The 16,431-nt window shown below is 71.3% G+C and carries 16 protein-coding genes; 11 read left to right on the top strand and 5 right to left on the bottom strand.

Annotated features, from left to right (window positions below; genetic code table 11):
• Positions 1-227 precede the first annotated feature (227 nt).
• The 7 genes from OG485_RS12060 to OG485_RS12030 all read left to right on the top strand — a co-directional run bounded on the left by OG485_RS12060 (position 228) and on the right by OG485_RS12030 (position 6,852).
• The gene (locus OG485_RS12060; RefSeq protein WP_328668096.1) at positions 228-1,025 is read left to right on the top strand and encodes an acetoacetate decarboxylase family protein; all 798 of its coding nucleotides are present in this window, start codon (positions 228-230) and stop codon (positions 1,023-1,025) included.
• A complete protein-coding gene (locus OG485_RS12055; RefSeq protein WP_328668095.1) occupies positions 1,025-1,909 on the top strand; it encodes an SDR family NAD(P)-dependent oxidoreductase in 885 nt (294 codons plus the stop codon). The genes OG485_RS12060 and OG485_RS12055 overlap by 1 nt, the downstream gene beginning before the upstream one ends.
• A 9-nt stretch (positions 1,910-1,918) precedes the next feature.
• The gene (locus OG485_RS12050) at positions 1,919-3,202 is read left to right on the top strand and encodes an amidohydrolase family protein (protein WP_328668094.1); all 1,284 of its coding nucleotides are present in this window, start codon (positions 1,919-1,921) and stop codon (positions 3,200-3,202) included.
• 95 nt (positions 3,203-3,297) lie between these two features.
• A complete protein-coding gene (locus OG485_RS12045) occupies positions 3,298-4,503 on the top strand; it encodes an amidohydrolase family protein (RefSeq protein WP_328674336.1) in 1,206 nt (401 codons plus the stop codon).
• A 107-nt stretch (positions 4,504-4,610) separates the two neighbouring features.
• A complete protein-coding gene (locus OG485_RS12040; protein ID WP_328668093.1) occupies positions 4,611-5,501 on the top strand; it encodes a sterol desaturase family protein in 891 nt (296 codons plus the stop codon).
• Positions 5,498-5,767 (top strand): hypothetical protein, encoded by a 270-nt coding sequence (locus tag OG485_RS12035; protein WP_443048685.1) that lies wholly within the window; start codon positions 5,498-5,500, stop codon positions 5,765-5,767. The genes OG485_RS12040 and OG485_RS12035 overlap by 4 nt, the downstream gene beginning before the upstream one ends.
• 41 nt (positions 5,768-5,808) lie before the next feature.
• Entirely contained in the window at positions 5,809-6,852 is a 1,044-nt protein-coding gene (locus OG485_RS12030) for a zinc-dependent alcohol dehydrogenase family protein (RefSeq protein ID WP_328668092.1), read from the top strand.
• Positions 6,853-6,905: 53 nt separating this feature from the next.
• On the opposite strand, the gene OG485_RS12025 is transcribed toward OG485_RS12030, so the two are convergent.
• Together OG485_RS12025 and OG485_RS12020 are read right to left on the bottom strand one after the other, a co-directional pair.
• The gene (locus tag OG485_RS12025; protein WP_328668091.1) at positions 6,906-8,327 is read right to left on the bottom strand and encodes a CoA transferase; all 1,422 of its coding nucleotides are present in this window, start codon (positions 8,325-8,327) and stop codon (positions 6,906-6,908) included.
• A 108-nt stretch (positions 8,328-8,435) separates the two neighbouring features.
• Complete coding sequence (locus tag OG485_RS12020; RefSeq protein WP_328668090.1) at positions 8,436-9,962, bottom strand: S8 family serine peptidase; 1,527 nt, start codon at positions 9,960-9,962, stop codon at positions 8,436-8,438.
• 375 nt (positions 9,963-10,337) lie between these two features.
• On the opposite strand from OG485_RS12020, the gene OG485_RS12015 reads away from it, so the two are divergent.
• The 3 genes from OG485_RS12015 to moaA all read left to right on the top strand — a co-directional run bounded on the left by OG485_RS12015 (position 10,338) and on the right by moaA (position 13,500).
• Positions 10,338-10,694 (top strand): DUF485 domain-containing protein, encoded by a 357-nt coding sequence (locus OG485_RS12015; RefSeq protein ID WP_328668089.1) that lies wholly within the window; start codon positions 10,338-10,340, stop codon positions 10,692-10,694.
• On the top strand, positions 10,691-12,328 hold the full coding sequence (locus tag OG485_RS12010) for a solute symporter family protein (RefSeq protein WP_328668088.1): 1,638 nt from the start codon (positions 10,691-10,693) through the stop codon (positions 12,326-12,328). Before OG485_RS12015 ends, OG485_RS12010 begins: the two co-directional genes overlap by 4 nt.
• 182 nt (positions 12,329-12,510) lie before the next feature.
• The gene (gene moaA, locus OG485_RS12005) at positions 12,511-13,500 is read left to right on the top strand and encodes a GTP 3',8-cyclase MoaA (RefSeq protein ID WP_328668087.1); all 990 of its coding nucleotides are present in this window, start codon (positions 12,511-12,513) and stop codon (positions 13,498-13,500) included.
• A 9-nt stretch (positions 13,501-13,509) separates the two neighbouring features.
• On the opposite strand, the gene OG485_RS12000 is transcribed toward moaA, so the two are convergent.
• Both OG485_RS12000 and OG485_RS11995 read right to left on the bottom strand, forming a co-directional pair.
• On the bottom strand, positions 13,510-13,764 hold the full coding sequence (locus OG485_RS12000; protein WP_328668086.1) for a hypothetical protein: 255 nt from the start codon (positions 13,762-13,764) through the stop codon (positions 13,510-13,512).
• Positions 13,765-14,101: 337 nt separating this feature from the next.
• Positions 14,102-14,488, bottom strand: coding sequence for a DUF3099 domain-containing protein (locus OG485_RS11995; protein WP_328674334.1), 387 nt, complete (start codon positions 14,486-14,488; stop codon positions 14,102-14,104).
• Between the two features lie 253 nt (positions 14,489-14,741).
• Here OG485_RS11995 and OG485_RS11990 point away from each other — a divergent pair, with 253 nt between their 5' ends.
• Positions 14,742-15,017, top strand: coding sequence for a GlsB/YeaQ/YmgE family stress response membrane protein (locus OG485_RS11990; protein ID WP_326788582.1), 276 nt, complete (start codon positions 14,742-14,744; stop codon positions 15,015-15,017).
• 108 nt (positions 15,018-15,125) lie between these two features.
• Here OG485_RS11990 and tyrS read toward each other — a convergent pair whose 3' ends face one another.
• A complete protein-coding gene (tyrS, locus tag OG485_RS11985; protein ID WP_328668085.1) occupies positions 15,126-16,394 on the bottom strand; it encodes a tyrosine--tRNA ligase in 1,269 nt (422 codons plus the stop codon).
• Positions 16,395-16,431: the final 37 nt, after the last annotated feature.

Here is a 16,431-nt window from a genome sequence, read left to right as displayed (position 1 = left end):
AGAGAAGGGAAGGAAGCACGCTCGCGGAGCCGCCCCCGCGATCGCCGAGTCCAGGCAGGCACCGGCCCGCGGGGCCACCGGATATCCCTGGGGTTCGTGAAACCGGTCGGTGCGGCCCGGTCCGGCACCCGTGCGGCCGGTCGGCGCATGGCTATGGACCTTTCGCCCGTGCGGTGCAAGCGTGCTGCGCGCCCCAGCAGGTAGCGCCTACGAAGGGCGGTACGGACATGGCACGAGTGAGGTACGGCGCACGGACCGAGGCGGAGATCGCCGCCTCGCGCGCCGCGAGCTCCAAGCTCCCCGAGATCTGGTCCACCGGTGTGGTGGCCGTCTGGGAGAGCGACCCGGACGCGGTCGCGGCGGTCCTGCCCCCGCCGCTGAAGCCCACCGCGAGGCCCCTGGTGCGGGTCAGCGTCAGCAAGGTCGATCTGCCCGGATATCCGCTGGGCGCGGGCTCGTTCGCCGTAGCGGCCGCGCACGACGACATCGAGGGCTGGTATCCGCTCGTCATGCCGATGACCCACGAGCGGGCCCTGACCGGCGGCCGTGAGGTCTTCGGGGAGCCCAAGAAACTCGGCGAGGTGACGGTGGAGCGCGACGGTCTCATCGTGCGCGGCGTGCTCGCCCGGCACGGCATCGCCTTCGTCGAGGTACGTGGCGCGGTCAGCGGGGCCCTGCCGCTGCCCGAGCCCGCGCAGAAGACCGACTTCTACTTCAAGTTCCTTCCCGCGGTGGACGGTTCGGGCTTCGACGCCGACCCGGTCCTCGTGCACTGCGTGCGCAACGAGAAGGTCCGCAGGCTGGAGCGCGTCACCGGGGACGTCGTCCTGCGTGAGTCGATGTACGACCCGGTCGCCGATCTGCCCGTACGCAGGCTGTTGGAGATCACCATCGGCGAGAAGACCACCGACCAGCGGGGCAGGGTCGCCGAACGCGTCAGCGGCAGGGCCCTGTTGCCCTACATCCACCAGCGCTACGACGATCCGAGCCAGATCCTCGACGGGCCGCCCGACGGGAGCGTCTGATGGAACTGCGTGCGGGGCAGGTCGCCGTCGTCACCGGCGCCGCGAGCGGCATCGGGCTCGCGATGGCCCGGCGGTTCGCGCAGGACGGACTGAAGGTGGTCCTCGCCGACGTCGAGGAGGGCGCGCTGGAGAAGGCCGCCGGGGAGCTGCGCGAGGACGGCGCCGACGTCCACGCGCGCGTGGTGGACGTGGCGGAGCGCTCCGAGGTCCTCGCGCTCGCCGAGGACGTGTACGCCACGTTCGGCGCGGTGCACGTGCTGTGCAACAACGCCGGTGTCGGCTCCGGCGCCGAGGGGCGGATGTGGGAGCACGACCCGAACGACTGGAAGTGGGCCTTCGCCGTCAACGTGTGGGGCGTCTTCCACGGCATCCAGGCGTTCGTGCCCCGGATGATCGCCGGGGGCGAGCCCGGCCACGTCGTCAACACCTCGTCCGGCGACGGCGGGATCGCCCCGCTGCCCACCGCCTCCGTGTACGCCGTCACCAAGGCGGCCGTGGTGACGATGACCGAGTCGCTGTACGCGCATCTGAAGGCGGAGCACGCGCGCGTGGGCGCCTCCGTGCTGTTCCCCGGACCGCACATGCTCCGCACGGGTCTGTGGGAGTCGCACCGCAACCGGCCCGCGCGGTTCGCGAAGGAGCGGCCCCGCAGGACCCCGTACCGCAGCCTCGCCCAGTGGGAGGCCGCGATGAACGAGGCGGGCCACGAGGTGCGGTTCACCCCTGTCGAGGAGGTCGCCGACCTCGTCGCCGAGGGGATCCGCGAGGGCCGCTTCTGGCTGCTGCCCGAGAGCGAGCACAGCGACCGGCAGATCCGGGCGCGGTCGCGGTCGATGCTCGAGAGGGCGAATCCGTCGTACCTGGAAAGTTTCATCCTCGACTGAGGGGGCGCGGTGACCGAACAGGACCCGTATCTGATCATCTCCTCCGACTGCCACGCCGGACTTCCCACCGAGGAGTACCGGCCCTATCTGGACTCCCGGTTCCACCGGGACTTCGACGAGTTCCTCGCGGGCCAGGGCCGGCGCCGTGAGGAGATGAACCGTCTCGGCATCCGCAACGAGGCGTTCGCCGACAAGTGGTTCCAGGACAACGAGGAAGGCCTGCGCGGCGGTTGGGACACCGCCCAGCGCCTGAAGGAACTGGACGGCGACGGGGTGGCGGCCGAGGTCGTCTTCCCCGACGCGGACGCCGTGGACAGCCGCACCGCGGCCCCCTTCGGCGTGGGCCTCGGCCTCTCCGGGGACCAGGACCCGGAACTCGGCATGGCGGGCGCGCAGGCCCACAACCGCTGGCTCGCCGACTTCGTCTCCGAACACCCCGAACGGCACTGCGGGGTCGCCCTGCTGCCGGTCACCGGCGAGACGGGCAGAGTCGTCGCCGAGGTGTACCGCGCCAAGGAGTCGGGTCTCGGCGCGCTGATGATCCCCTCCATGTGGGTCGACAAGGAGCCCTACCACGACCGCCGTTACGACCCCGTGTGGGCGGCGGCCGCCGAGTGCGCGATGCCCGTGCTCACCCACTCCGGCGCGGCGCCGCGCCACGAGTACGGCGACCACCTGGGGATCTACGTCTCCGAAGTCACCTGGTGGCCCGCGCGCCCCCTGTGGTTCCTGCTCTGGTCGGGAGCCTTCGAGCGGCACCCCGGACTCCGGTTCGGGGTCGCGGAGTCGGGCTGCTGGTGGCTGCCCAACCTGCTGTGGTTCATGGACCGTCTCTATCTCGGCGCGCACGGCGGCAAGAAGCTGTCGCCCTTCGCCGAGCTGAAGCGGCCCCCGCACGCGTACCTGGACCGGCAGGTCTTCGTCTGCGCGACCAACACCAAGCGCCGCGAACTCGCCCAGCGCTACGAGATCGGCGTCGACAACATCCTGTGGGGCAGCGACTTCCCGCACCCCGAGGGCACCTGGCCCGACACCCGGACATGGCTGGCCAGGACCTTCCACGACATCCCGGTGACGGAGACCCGCCGCATGCTCGGCCTCTCGGCGGCCGAGGTGTTCGGCTTCGATATCGCCGGACTGGCCCCGATCGCCCGGCGGATCGGCCCGACCCCGGCCGAACTGGGCCAGGGGGAGGACCAGCCGGCGGTCGAGGCGTCCTGGGCGCGCTCGCGCGAGGTGGGCCGCCACTGGCTGACGGACCACGACTTCCCCGTACTGGGAGTGAGCCCGTGACCGCCGGAGACCGAGTGACCGCCGTGGAGCGCGCGAGCGTCGGGGACCGTGCGGGCGCCGAGGACCGTGCCGGTGCCGAGGAGCGCTACACCGTCATCTCCGCCGACTGCCACGCGGGCGCCGATCTCCTCGACTACAAGCCGTACCTGGAGCGCCGGTACCACGACGACTTCGACGCCTGGGCGGCCGACTACGTCAACCCGTACGAGGACCTGCTCGCCGACACCGCCGACCGGAACTGGAACTCCGCGCGGCGCCTCGCGGAGCTGGAGGAGGACGGCATCGTCGCGGAGGTGGTCTTCCCGAACACCATCCCGCCGTTCTTCCCGTCGGCCTCCCTCATGGCACCGGCCCCGACGGCGGCGGAGTTCGAGCGGCGCTGGGCGGGGCTGCGGGCCCACAACCGCTGGCTCGCCGACTTCTGCGCGGCGGCGCCCGGCCGGCGCGCGGGTGTCTTCCAGATCCTCCTGAACGACGTCGACGCGGCGGTCGGGGAGATCCACCGCTCGGCGGGCGCGGGCCTGAGGGGCGGGCTGCTGCTGCCCGGTACACCCCCGGGTTCGGGTCTGCCGGAGCTGTACTCGGTGGCGTACGACCCGATCTGGGCGGCCTGCGCCGAACTGGGTGTCCCGGTGAACCACCACGCGGGCTCCGCCTCGCCGCCGCTCGGGGACGAACCGGCGGCCCGCGCGGTCTTCATGGTGGAGACGACCTGGTTCTCGCACCGGGCGCTGTGGCACCTGGTGTTCGGCGGCGCGTTCCGCCGGCACCCCGGCCTGAGACTGGTGCTGACCGAGCAGGGATCGGGCTGGATCCCCGGGGTGCTCGACATGCTGGACTACTACCACGGGCGGCTCGTCGCGGCGGCGGGCAGGGCGTCGACGGCCGAGTCGAAGTTCGGCGCGGGGCTGGCCGCGACGATGGGCGAGCGCCCCACCGAGGTCTGGCGCGAGAACTGCTTCGTCGGCGCCAGTTTCATGCGCCCCCACGAGGTGCCGCTGCGCGACCGCATCGGCCTCGACAAGATCATGTGGGGCAGCGACTACCCGCACGACGAAGGCACCCATCCCTACACCCGCGAGGGCCTGCGCATCGCCTACGCGGGCCTGCCGCGCGCCGAGATCGCCGCCATGGTCGGCGGCAACGCGGCCCGCGTCTACGGGTTCGACCTGGCGTACCTCGACGAGATCGCCGCCAAGGCCGGTCCCACGGTCGCCGAGATCGCCGAACCGCTGGACACCCCGCCCGCCGACGCGACGAGCCCGGTGTTCGCGAGAGGAGGCTCGGTACGCGTGTGGTGAACCCGTGGCTCCTGGCGGAGATGGCCGGGAAGTAAGCGCGTACCGCGGGTAATACTTGTTGGTGACAGCCTCTGTACGCGGCCGACCAGCGCATCTACGGTTCCCCCATGCCGAACCTGCCCGATGTCGTGCTGTGGTCGATACCGGCCTTCGTCCTCCTCGCCGTGCTCGAGATGATCAGCGTCCGGATCCATCCGGACGAGGACGCCGCGGGCTACGGGACGAAGGACGCCGCGACGAGCCTCGGCATGGGACTCGGCAGTCTCCTCTTCGACTTCCTGTGGAAGTTCCCGATCGTCGCCGTCTACGGCGCGGTCTACGCACTGACGCCGCTGCGGGTGCCCGTCCTGTGGTGGACGATCCCGCTGATGCTGCTCGCGCAGGACTTCTTCTACTACTGGTCCCACCGCGGCCACCACGTGATCCGCCTCCTGTGGGCCTGCCACGTCGTGCACCACTCCAGCAGGAAGTTCAACCTCACCACCGCGCTGCGCCAGCCCTGGACGGGCTGGACGTCGTGGCCCTTCTACCTCCCGATGGTCGCCCTCGGGGTGCACCCGGCCGCGCTCGCGTTCTGCTCGTCGGTGAGTCTCGTCTACCAGTTCTGGATCCACACCGAGCGCATCGACAAGATGCCCCGCTGGTTCGAGTTCGCCCTCAACACGCCCTCCCACCACCGCGTCCACCACGCCTCCCAGGGCGGCTACCTGGACCACAACTTCGGCGGCATCCTCATCGTCTGGGACCGGCTCTTCGGATCGTTCGTCGCGGAGACCGAACGGCCCGTCTACGGGCTCACCAAGAACATCTCCACGTACAACCCGCTGCGCGTGGCCACCCACGAGTACACCGCCATCGCCCGCGACGTGCGGGCGGCGGCGAACTGGCGCGAGCGCGCCGGACGGCTCCTCGGCGGCCCCAGCTGGCAGCCCGCGCCGCCGGCCACCGCCCCGGCCCCGGTTCCGGCCCAGGCCCCGGCTACGGAATCCGTCGCGTGAGCCCCCGTACCCCACGCGTCCTGCTCGTCTGCTTCGCGCTGGCGGCGGCCGTCGACCTCGCCTCGCTGCTCGCCGGTGCCGACCCCGGGCACCGGATCGCCAAGGCGCTCCTGATGCCGCTGCTCGCCGCGTACGCCGGTGCGCGCGGCGCGCCCCGGCTGCTCCTCGCGGCCCAGTTCCTGCTGGTCCGAGGCGTGCCGGGCCCCCTCGCCGCGCGTCCCGCGCGCGGGGCGGCGTACGGTGAGATGCGCTCGACCACCCCCTGAGCGCATCTCACCCACGCTCCGCAACGAGAAGGATCCTCGCCATGCGCGCCACCACCATCCACGCCCCGTACGACATGCGTGTGGAGGAGGTGCCGGAGCCCATGGTGCAGCTGCCCACCGACGCGATCGTGCGGGTGCTGCGTTCCTGCATCTGCGGCAGCGACCTGTGGGCGTACCGCGGGGAGGCGGCCCGGCAGCCGGGCCAGCGGATCGGACACGAGTTCCTCGGCGTCGTCGAGGAGGCGGGTTCCGAGGTGACCGGCTTCCGGCGCGGCGACCTGGTCGTCGCCCCGTTCATGTGGTCCGACGGCGTGTGCGACTACTGCCGGGACGGACTCACCACCTCGTGCGTGCACGGCGGCTTCTGGGGCTCCGTCGGCTACGACGGCGGCCAGGGCGAGGCCGTGCGCGTCCCCTTCGCCGACGGCACCCTCGTACAGCTCCCCAAGGAGGCGGCCTCCGACGACCACCTGCTGACCGCGCTGCTGACGCTCTCCGACGTCCTCGGCACCGGTCACCACGCGGCCCTCGGCGCCGGTGTCCGCAAGGGCTCGACCGTCGCCGTCGTGGGCGACGGGGCCGTCGGACTGTGCGCCGTGCTCGCGGCCAAGCGGCTCGGCGCGGAGCGGATCATCGCGCTCGGCCGTCACCAGGTCCGTACCGACATCGCGCGCCGCTTCGGCGCCACGGACGTCGTCGCCGAGCGCGGCGAAGCGGCCGTCGCGGCCGTCCGCGAACTGACCCGGGGCCAGGGCGCGATGTGCGTCGTCGAGGCGGTCGGCACCGAGCAGTCCATGAGCACGGCGGTGAACATCACCCGCGACGGCGGCGCCATCGGCTTCGTCGGAGTGCCCCACGGCAGCGGTACGGGCCTCGACCTGGGCGTCATGTTCGACCGGAACATCGCCCTGCGCGGCGGGGTCGCCCCGGTGCGCGCGTACATCCCCGAGCTGCTGCCCGACGTCCTCGACGGCACCGTCGACCCCTCGCCGGTCTTCGACATGACCGTCGGCCTGGACCGCGTGCCCGAGGGCTACAAGGCGATGGACGAGCGGACCGCCCTGAAGGTTCTCGTCACGGCCTGACCCGCACGGGAACGCGGGCGCCGGGCGGGTGCTCCGCCCGGCGCCGCGGTCCCTCAGCTCCAGCGGGCCGTGTCCGTTCCCCAGCGGCCCGGGGGACGTGACCAGTCGGTGGGCCCGCCCGCGAAGGAGACCGGGGGCAGGGCATGTCCGAGGAGGCCGACGGGGGCGGCCCGCTCCGACAGCCAGGCGTCGGGACGGTCGTACGGTTCCGCCAGCGAGAGGTCCGCCGGCGCGCCGGGTCCTTCCTCCCGCCCGATCCCGTCCGTCAGCCACATCGCCGTGCGCGCCAGCGCCAGTCGTACGACGCATCCGTGGCCCCGCTCCGCCCGCTCGGTCAGCGCGCGCAGGACGGCCGCCGCCAGCAGATACCCGGTGCCGTGGTCGAGGGCCTGCGCCGGCAGCGCGCCCGGCCGCTCCGGCGACCCCTCGGTCACCGCGATCCCGGTGGCCACCTGCACCAGGCTGTCGAAGCCCCGCCGACCGCCCCAGGGCCCGTACGCCCCCCACGCCGACACCTGGGCCACCACCAGGCCCGGGTCGCGCTCGGCCAGCGCCTCGGGGGAGAGGCCGAAGCGGTCCAGCGCGCCGGGCCGGTACCCGGTGACGACCACGTCCGCCGACGCCAGCAGTTCATCGAGGGCGCGGCTGTCGGCCGCCAGGTCCAGCAGCGTCGAGCGCTTGCCGAAGCCCGTGTCCGCGTGCGCGTCCGGGTCCTCGGGCAGCCCCGGCGCGTCCACGCGCAGCACGTCGGCGCCCAGCAGGGCCAGCGTGCGGGTGGCGACCGGGCCCGCGATGACCCGGGTCAGATCCAGGACGCGCACCCCGGCGGCGGGCAGCAGCGGGCCGCCGCCGGACAGCGGGGCGAGGACCCGCTGCCGTGCGGCGGCCGTCCCGTCCCGTCCGGCCGTCCCGCCTCGCTCGATCAGCGGCCGCCGGGCCAGGGCGAGGCCCTGATCGTGTGCTGCCCACTCCTGCGGCGTGCGCAGCGCGACGGCGAGCCCGCCGGCGTCGTACACGCTCTCCTCGGTCTCCCGCGCGGACCGCTCGGCGAGCAGCGCGGCCACGTCCTCGGCGCTCGCGTCGTCCGGCGCGCCCAGCGCGTCCAGCAGCCTGGCCCGGTGATGCGGATAGTTCGCGTGCGTCCGCACCCAGCCGTCCGCCGTCCGCCAGAACCGGGACAGCGGGGCGAAGTTCACGGGAGCGCGCCCGTCGATCCGCAGATGCCGCTCGCTGACGAAGGCGGTGGCGACGGCGCCGTCGTCCACGCTCACCCGCGGCACCCGCGCGAGCCCGGCCCGCCGGGCACCCAGCTCGGCGGCCGCCAGCGCGCAGGCACCCACGCAGGCGCGCGCCAACTCACGTACGGGCAGGGCGGCTTCCAGCGCCCCCGCCCGCACCACGGTCGAAACCCCGGGGAGCAGTGCCGGGTCTCCGCCCAGCTCTTCCCACACAGCGGCCATCGGTGCATGCGTCATACCGGCACTATGCAGCGTGGACGCGATCAACACGGGAGGCGGCCCCGACGGCGTGGCCCCGGCCGCCGCACAGGGCGGCGCCGGGGCCACGAAGGGTTTCGGCAGGCGCTACTTGACGGCTCGCAGGGCGTTGACGATCCCGGCTCCGTAGAAGCCGTTCACGTGCTTGCCGCCCACGCAGGTCGCGTCGACGACGCCGTCGCCGTTCCCGTCGTACGGCTCGGCCGGGCAACCCGGGTTGTCCGCCTGGACCTTGAGGAGGAGCTGGAGCTGAGCGGGCGTGGCCCAGGGGTACTTGGACTTCAGGAGCGCGGCCACGCCGGCGACGTGCGGAGTCGCCATCGAGGTGCCCTGGAGGTAGGCGTACTGGTTGTTCGGCATCGTGGACAGGATGCGGCCGTTCTGCGACGGTGTGTCCGGGATCTGGTACCGGTCGCCACCGGGTGCCGCGACGTCGATGACGCCGTCGCCGTAGCTGGAGAAGTACGACTTGGCGCCCTTGACGCCGGTCGAGGAGACCGTGACGACACCGGGCAACTGGGTCGGGATGTCGAAGCACTTGTGCGGGTCGACCGTCCGTGTCGTGGCGGTCGAGTCGTCGGGGCTGGACGCGTCGGTGAGCGCGTCCGAGTCGAGGTCGTCGTTGGAGTTGCCCGCCGCGGCGACGTTCAGCGTGCCCTTCCTCTGCGCGTACAGCTGGGCGCGGTTGACGGCGTCGACGATGGCCTTCTGGTCGGGGTCGTCGAGGCAGTTGTACAGCCACGGGTCCACGTAGTAGCTGTTGTTGGTGATCTCGACGCCGTGGTCGGCGGCGAAGACGAAGGCGCACACGACGCTCTCCGGGAAGAACAGCTGGGTGGAGTCGGGCTCGGCGACGGTGATGCCGGAGACCTTCACGCCCGGCGCGACACCCGCGACGCCCACGCCGTTGCGGGCCGCCGCGATCTCTCCCGCGACATGCGTGCCGTGATAGTGGTCGGCGTCCGCCGGGCGCCAGGAACCGTATGTCGTGTCCGGCTTGCCGCCCACGCAGTTCGCGGACTGCGAGGCGGAGAAGTTCGGCGCGATGTCGGGGTGCGTGTCGTCGACGCCGACGTCGATCACCGCGACGGTCACCTTCTTGCTGCCCGGGTTGATCTTGGCCGCCTTGTCGGCGCCTATCGCGCGCAGATCCCACTGGTCGGCCTCGAGGGGCTCCTGGCCCGCGTCGGCGCTCTTCGCGGCCTTGGCGGCCTCGGCGGCGGACAGCATCTGCGCCGCACCCTCGTCCGTCGTGCCCGCGGCCTTCAGCGGCGAGGTGCGGGTGGCACCCGCCGACTGCACTCCGCGTACCGTCCGGATCTGCCGGCCGAAGTCCGGGTTCGCGGAGTGGACGACGATCACGCCGATCTGCTCGTACGCGATGACGACACTGCCGCCGGCCGCGCCGATCGCCCGTTTCACCGACTCGATCGTGCGGTGGTCCGTCGTCGTGTTGACCACGTACGAGAGGTTCGGCCCGTCCGCGGTCGTCGCGGCGGACGTGCTGAGAGGTGTGGCCGACGCGACGCCCGGCAGGAAGCCGAGCGAGGCGGTGAGCGACAGAACGACCGGCACGGCGAGTGCGAGACGGTGTCGGGAACGCAGATGAGCCATGGGATCTCCACATCATCCGGAGAACGGAGCTGCCCGAACACGGATGGTGCTCGGGCAGGTACATGACGGAACAGTGCAGGCCGAAGCTATCCCCCCGCCGACCGGGCCAGCAATGACTTGCGGCGACGACTTCGGAAAGAAGCGGGGCGAGTTGAACCGGTCCACGCGTGGCGCCGTGACCTTGGGCAGGGAGCCCGTGGACGATCGAGCCCCTCGTTCGGATCACGGAACGGATGCATGGGGTAGCAGTCCGTCACGTGACGCACGCCGATGTGAGGTCGAAGTCCCATGCCACTGCCCGAACCGTCCCTGTCCGCGGGCCCCGACCTGCCCCCGTCCACCGTCGTAACCGCACCCGCAACGCGAGGAGACACCGTGGCCACCGACGCACCACCACCCGCGCGGGCCGGAGCCCAGCTCCCGTCCACAGAACAGTTCGTCGAGATGCAGGAGAGCGCCGAATTCGGTGAACTCCGCAGCTCCCACCGCTCCTTCGCCTTCCCGCTGACCGTCGGATTCATCGTCTGGTACCTGCTGTACGTGCTGCTCTCGAACTACGCGGGCGACTTCATGGGCACCAAGCTGTTCGGCAACGTCAACGTCGCCCTGGTGTTCGGACTCGCCCAGTTCCTCACCACGTTCCTCATCGCCTGGTGGTACTCCCGGCACGCGGCCACTCAACTGGACCCCAAGGCCGACGCCATCAAGTCCCGGATGGAGGGCGGCGCATGAGCCCCGTACAGACCACCGCGCACACGACCGTGCTGGCCGCGGGCGAGGCGAGCGAACACCGCCCGCTGATCATCACCCTGTTCGCGGTGTTCGTCGCCGCGACCCTCGTCATCACCGTCTGGGCCGGCCGCCAGACCAAGGACGCCGCCGACTTCTACGCGGGCGGACGCCAGTTCACCGGTTTCCAGAACGGACTCGCCGTCTCCGGCGACTACATGTCCGCCGCGTCCTTCCTCGGCATCGCCGGCGCGATCGCCCTCTTCGGCTACGACGGCTTCCTCTACTCCATCGGCTTCCTCGTCGCCTGGCTGGTCGCCCTGCTCCTGGTCGCCGAACCCCTGCGCAACTCCGGCCGCTACACGATGGGCGACGTCCTCGCCTACCGCATGCGCCAACGCCCCGTCCGCACGGCCGCCGGTACCTCCACCATCGTCGTCTCGATCTTCTACCTGCTGGCCCAGATGGCGGGCGCGGGCGTCCTCGTCTCGCTGCTCCTCGGCATCACCAGCGACGGCGGCAAGATCGGCATCGTCGCGCTCGTCGGCGTCCTGATGATCGTGTACGTCACCATCGGCGGCATGAAGGGCACCACCTGGGTGCAGATGGTCAAGGCGGTCCTGCTCATCGCAGGCGCCGTGCTGCTCACCTTCCTGGTGCTGCTGAAGTTCCACTTCAACATCTCCGACCTGCTCGGCAGCGCCGCCGAGAACAGCGGCAAGGGCACGCCCTTCCTGGAACCCGGGCTCAAGTACGGCGCCACCTCCACCACGAAGCTGGACTTCATCTCCCTCGGCATGGCGCTGGTCCTCGGCACCGCGGGCCTGCCGCACATCCTGATCCGTTTCTACACCGTGCCCACCGCCAAGACCGCGCGGAAGTCGGTCAACTGGGCGATCGGCCTCATCGGCGCCTTCTACCTGATGACCCTCGCCCTCGGCTTCGGTGCCGCCGCGCTGATCAAGCCGGACGAGATCATCGCCTCCAACAAGGCGGGCAACACGGCGGCACCCCTGCTCGCCCTGCACCTCGGCGGCGTGGACTCCAGCTGGGGCGCGATCCTGCTCGCCACCATCTCCGCCGTCGCCTTCGCCACGATCCTCGCGGTCGTCGCGGGACTGACGCTCGCCTCGTCCTCCTCCTTCGCGCACGACATCTACGCGAACGTGATCAAGAAGGGGCAGGCGTCGGAGAAGGAGGAGATGAAGGCCGCCCGGTACGCGACGGTCGGCATCGGCGCCGTGTCCATCCTGCTCGGCGCCCTCGCCCGCGACCTCAACGTCGCCGGCCTGGTCGCCCTCGCCTTCGCGGTCGCGGCCTCCGCCAACCTGCCGACGATCCTCTACAGCCTCTTCTGGAAGAGGTTCACCACGTCGGGCGCGCTCTGGTCGATCTACGGCGGCCTGGTCACCGCGGTCGGCCTGGTGCTGTTCTCCCCGGTCGTCTCGGGCAAGCCCACCTCGATGTTCCCGGACGTCGACTTCCACTGGTTCCCGCTGGAGAACCCGGGCCTCATCTCCATCCCGGTCGGCTTCCTGCTGGGCTGGCTCGGGACCACCCTGTCCAAGGAGGAGCCGGACGCCGGCAAGTACGCCGAGCTGGAGGTCCGCGCCCTCACCGGCACCGGAGCGCACTAGCCACCGCTCGGAAACCGGCATCGCGCGGGCCCGGCGTAGGCCACCGGTGGATCACCACTGGTAGGTCCCTACGACGGGCCCGCGCCGCGTCTCGTGGGATCGGGCCACTGTTGTTGTCAGTCCCGTCACGTAGGCTCACAGGTGTCCGGAAAATGTGTTCGGCGTCGAGGGAGGGGGCCCACGTGCTCATCGACACCTACGGCCGGGTGGCCACCGACCTGCGTGTCTCGCTGACGGACCGGTGCAACCTCCGCTGCACGTACTGCATGCCCGAAGAGGGCCTGCAGTGGCTCGCCAAGCCCGACCTGCTCACCGACGACGAGATCGTCCGCCTGATAGAGATCGCGGTCACCCGCCTCGGCATCGAAGAGGTCCGTTTCACCGGAGGCGAGCCCCTGCTGCGCCCCGGCCTCGTCGGCATCGTCGAGCGGGTCGCGGCTCTCGCCCCCCGCCCCCAGATGTCCCTCACGACCAACGGCATCGGCCTCAAGCGCACCGCCGCCGCCCTGAAAGCCGCCGGCCTGGACCGGGTGAACGTCTCGCTGGACACCCTGCGCCCCGACGTCTTCAAGACCCTCACCCGCCGTGACCGCCACAAAGACGTCGTCGAGGGACTCGAAGCCGCCCGTGACGCCGGCCTGACCCCCGTCAAGGTCAACTCGGTCCTCATGCCGGGCCTGAACGCCGACGAAGCCCCGGACCTGCTGGCCTGGGCCGTGGAGCACGACTACGAACTCCGCTTCATCGAGCAGATGCCCCTGGACGCCCAGCACGGCTGGAAGCGCGACGGCATGGTCACCGCCGGGGACATCCTGGCCTCGCTGCGCACCCGCTTCGAGCTCACCGAGGAAGGCGCCGGCGAGCGGGGTTCCGCACCCGCCGAGCGCTGGATCGTCGACGGCGGCCCGCAGCGCGTCGGCGTGATCGCCTCGGTCACCCGCCCGTTCTGCTCGGCCTGCGACCGCACCCGCCTCACCGCCGACGGACAGGTGCGCACCTGTCTCTTCGCGACCGAGGAGACCGATCTGCGCGCCGCGCTGCGCTCGGGCGCCCCCGACGAGGAGATAGCCCGCATCTGGCGCGTCGCGATGTGGGGCAAGAAGGCCGGGGCCGGCCTGGACGATCCGTCGTTCGTACAGCCCGACCGCCCGATGTCGGCGATCGGCGGCTGACGGCAGCGGCTATTCCTCCCCGCGCTCCGCGGACCCGGAGGCCTCCCACTCGTCGAGGGCGACGACGTCCTTCAGGAATCCGCGCACCCCGAGAAACGACGACAGGTGCTCGCGGTGCTCCTCGCACGCCAGCCAGGTCTTGCGGCGCTCGGGCGTGTGCAGCTTCGGGTTGTTCCAGGCGATCACCCACACGGCATCCGCACGGCAGGCCTTGGCCGAGCAGACGGGGGAGGCGGGGCCGGAGCCGGGGGCGTTCGAGATCACCCTGCCGACCCTAGCCGAGGCCACGCGGCACGCGTCGCGCGCGGTGGGCGGACGGTCCGCGAGCGGGGCTCCGAGGGCTGACAAAGGCGACGCCGAGCAGCCACGGGGGGAGCTGCCCGGCGTCGGTCATTCGCTCCGACGGGGGATGCGGAGCGCGTACGAAGTATGTCACGGGTGACCCGCCGACCGGCACTGGAACAACATGATTGATCTGAGGTTTTCTTGAGCTTGCCCGCAGGCGGATATTCCGTTTTCGGCGAATGCGTCGACGTCCGTCCGGAGCTGAACCGGCTTTGTACCAGGGCGAGTTCACCCGCGGTTCGGCTCCGGTCCGGGCTCAGCTCGGGTCGTGCTGCTCGGCCCCCGAACGCGCCTCGGGACCGCTCGCGGGGTCCTCGGGGAACGGCTTCTCGGAGCCGTCCTGCCGGGGCGGCGCGATCATCGGACGCGGCGCAGCGGTGACGAACGTCGAGGGGAGCGAGGGCGCGTTCTCGCGTCCGGCGTTGGCGATGACCACCGCGACGTACGGGAGGAGAATTCCGAGGACCAGAGCGACCAGAGCGACGGGCCGCTGGACGTTCCACAGGACGGCCGCCAGGATCACCGACACCGTGCGGACGGACATCGAGATGACATAGCGGCGCTGCCGGCCGCGAACGTCGTCGTCCAGGCTCTGTCTGGCTCCCGTGATCCGGAAGACCTGGACGTTGCTCTGCTTCCTGATCACGCTCCACCACCTGCCTGTGTCGGACGCTCCCCGGTCCGTACCCGGCACGGACCCGTCGAGGAAGCAGGCCCGGACTGCTTCCACGGTACGCCGCGTCTGCGCCGTCTTCGAGACCGGGGCATGTACCGTCCGGGCGGGCACGGTGCGCCGTAGCGCGTACGGCTCCGCCCGACATGCGCCGTATGGAGGACAGCCAGAGACTGGCGGTACCGCTCACGGGGAGCGGTGGGAGCGGTACGAGGAGGCGGACATGGGCTGGTTGTGGGCGATCATCGTCGGGTTCGTGCTGGGCCTGATCGCCAAGGCGATCATTCCGGGGAAGCAGCACAGCCCTCTCTGGCTGACCACCATCTTCGGCATCCTCGGAGCGATCGTCGGCAACGCGATCGCCCGGGGCATCGGCATCGCCGAGACCAGGGGCATCGACTGGGGGCGGCACGCGCTGCAGCTGGCCGCCGCGATCGTGCTCGTCTTCCTCGGCGACATGCTCTACATGGCCCTGCGGGGCGACAAGGTCAAGACCTGAGACGGTCACCGGCCCCCGCCCCGCCTTCCCGGAAACGGCGCTACGACGAAGGGGCAGCTCCGCCAGGAGCTGCCCCTTCGTCCACGCCTACGGGTGACGCGGGAGGCCTCAGCCGCCCGTGACCTCGACCGCGGCCAGGCTCTTCTTGCCCCGGCGCAGCACGAGCCAGCGCCCGTGCAGCAGGTCCTCCGCGGCCGGCACCGCGTCCTCGGCGGCGACCTTCACGTTGTTCACGTACGCGCCGCCCTCCTTGACCGTGCGGCGCGCGGCGGACTTGCTGGCCACCAGGCCGACCTCCGCGAAGAGGTCCACCACGAGACCCGCCTCGGCGACCTGGACGTGCGGCACCTCGGACAGGGCCGCGGCGAGCGTCCGCTCGTCGAGGTCGGTCAGCTCGCCCTGCCCGAAGAGGGCCTTGGACGCGGCGATCACGGCGGCCGTCTGGTCGGCGCCGTGCACCAGCGTCGTCAGCTCCTCGGCCAGCGCGCGCTGGGCGGCACGGGCCTGCGGACGCTCCTCGGTCTGCTTCTCCAGCTCCTCCAGCTCCTCGGTGGACCTGAAGGACAGGATGCGCATGTACGTCGAGACGTCCCGGTCGTCCACGTTCAGCCAGAACTGGTAGAACGCGTACGGCGTCGTCATCTCGGGGTCGAGCCAGACGGCGCCGCCCTCGGTCTTGCCGAACTTGGTGCCGTCCGCCTTGACCATCAGCGGCGTCGCCAGCGCGTGGACATGGGCCCCCGGCTCCAGGCGGTGGATCAGGTCCAGGCCCGCCGTGAGGTTGCCCCACTGGTCGCTGCCGCCCTGCTGCAGGGTGCAGCCGTGGCGTCGGTACAGCTCCAGGAAGTCCATGCCCTGGAGCAGCTGGTAGCTGAACTCCGTGTAGCTGATGCCTTCCTCGGACTCCAGGCGACGGGCCACGGAGTCCTTGGTGAGCATCTTGTTGACGCGGAAGTGCTTGCCGATGTCCCGCAGGAACTCGATGGCCGACAGGCCGGCCGTCCAGTCGAGGTTGTTCACCATGACCGCGGCGTTCTCGCCCTCGAAGGACAGGAACGGCTCGATCTGCGAACGCAGGCGCGTCACCCAGTTCGCGACCGTCTCCGGGTCGTTCAGAGTGCGCTCGGCCGTCGGGCGGGGGTCACCGATCTGGCCCGTCGCCCCGCCCACCAGGGCGAGCGGCCGCAGCCCCGCCCGCTGGAGCCGGCGCATCGTGAGCACCTGCACCAGGTGACCGACGTGCAGGCTCGGCGCGGTCGGGTCGAAGCCGCAATAGAACGTGACGGGACCGTCCGCGAGCGCCTTGCGCAAAGCATCTTCGTCGGTGGACAGGGAGAACAGCCCCCGCCACTTCAGCTCGTCGACGATGTCCGTCACTGTTCTCGTATCTCCTTGAGTGGTCTCGTGAATCAGG

Origin of the sequence: Streptomyces sp. NBC_00328 (genome assembly GCF_036139655.1) — a bacterium.
In the GTDB taxonomy this organism is placed as follows: Bacteria; Actinomycetota; Actinomycetes; order Streptomycetales; family Streptomycetaceae; genus Streptomyces.
This window is presented reverse-complemented; position numbering and strand designations above follow the sequence as displayed.

Bases quoted from the DNA above. Each gene is read 5' to 3' on its own strand.
- OG485_RS12040 (WP_328668093.1), top strand. From the start codon at position 4,611: ATGCCGAACCTGCCCGATGTCGTGCTGTGGTCGATACCGGCCTTCGTC.
- OG485_RS12020 (WP_328668090.1), bottom strand. From the start codon at position 9,962: ATGGCTCATCTGCGTTCCCGACACCGTCTCGCACTCGCCGTGCCGGTC.
- OG485_RS11990 (WP_326788582.1), top strand. From the start codon at position 14,742: ATGGGCTGGTTGTGGGCGATCATCGTCGGGTTCGTGCTGGGCCTGATC.
- OG485_RS12030 (WP_328668092.1), top strand. From the start codon at position 5,809: ATGCGCGCCACCACCATCCACGCCCCGTACGACATGCGTGTGGAGGAG.
- OG485_RS12010 (WP_328668088.1), top strand. From the start codon at position 10,691: ATGAGCCCCGTACAGACCACCGCGCACACGACCGTGCTGGCCGCGGGC.
- OG485_RS12025 (WP_328668091.1), bottom strand. From the start codon at position 8,327: ATGACGCATGCACCGATGGCCGCTGTGTGGGAAGAGCTGGGCGGAGAC.
- OG485_RS12060 (WP_328668096.1), top strand. From the start codon at position 228: ATGGCACGAGTGAGGTACGGCGCACGGACCGAGGCGGAGATCGCCGCC.
- OG485_RS12055 (WP_328668095.1), top strand. From the start codon at position 1,025: ATGGAACTGCGTGCGGGGCAGGTCGCCGTCGTCACCGGCGCCGCGAGC.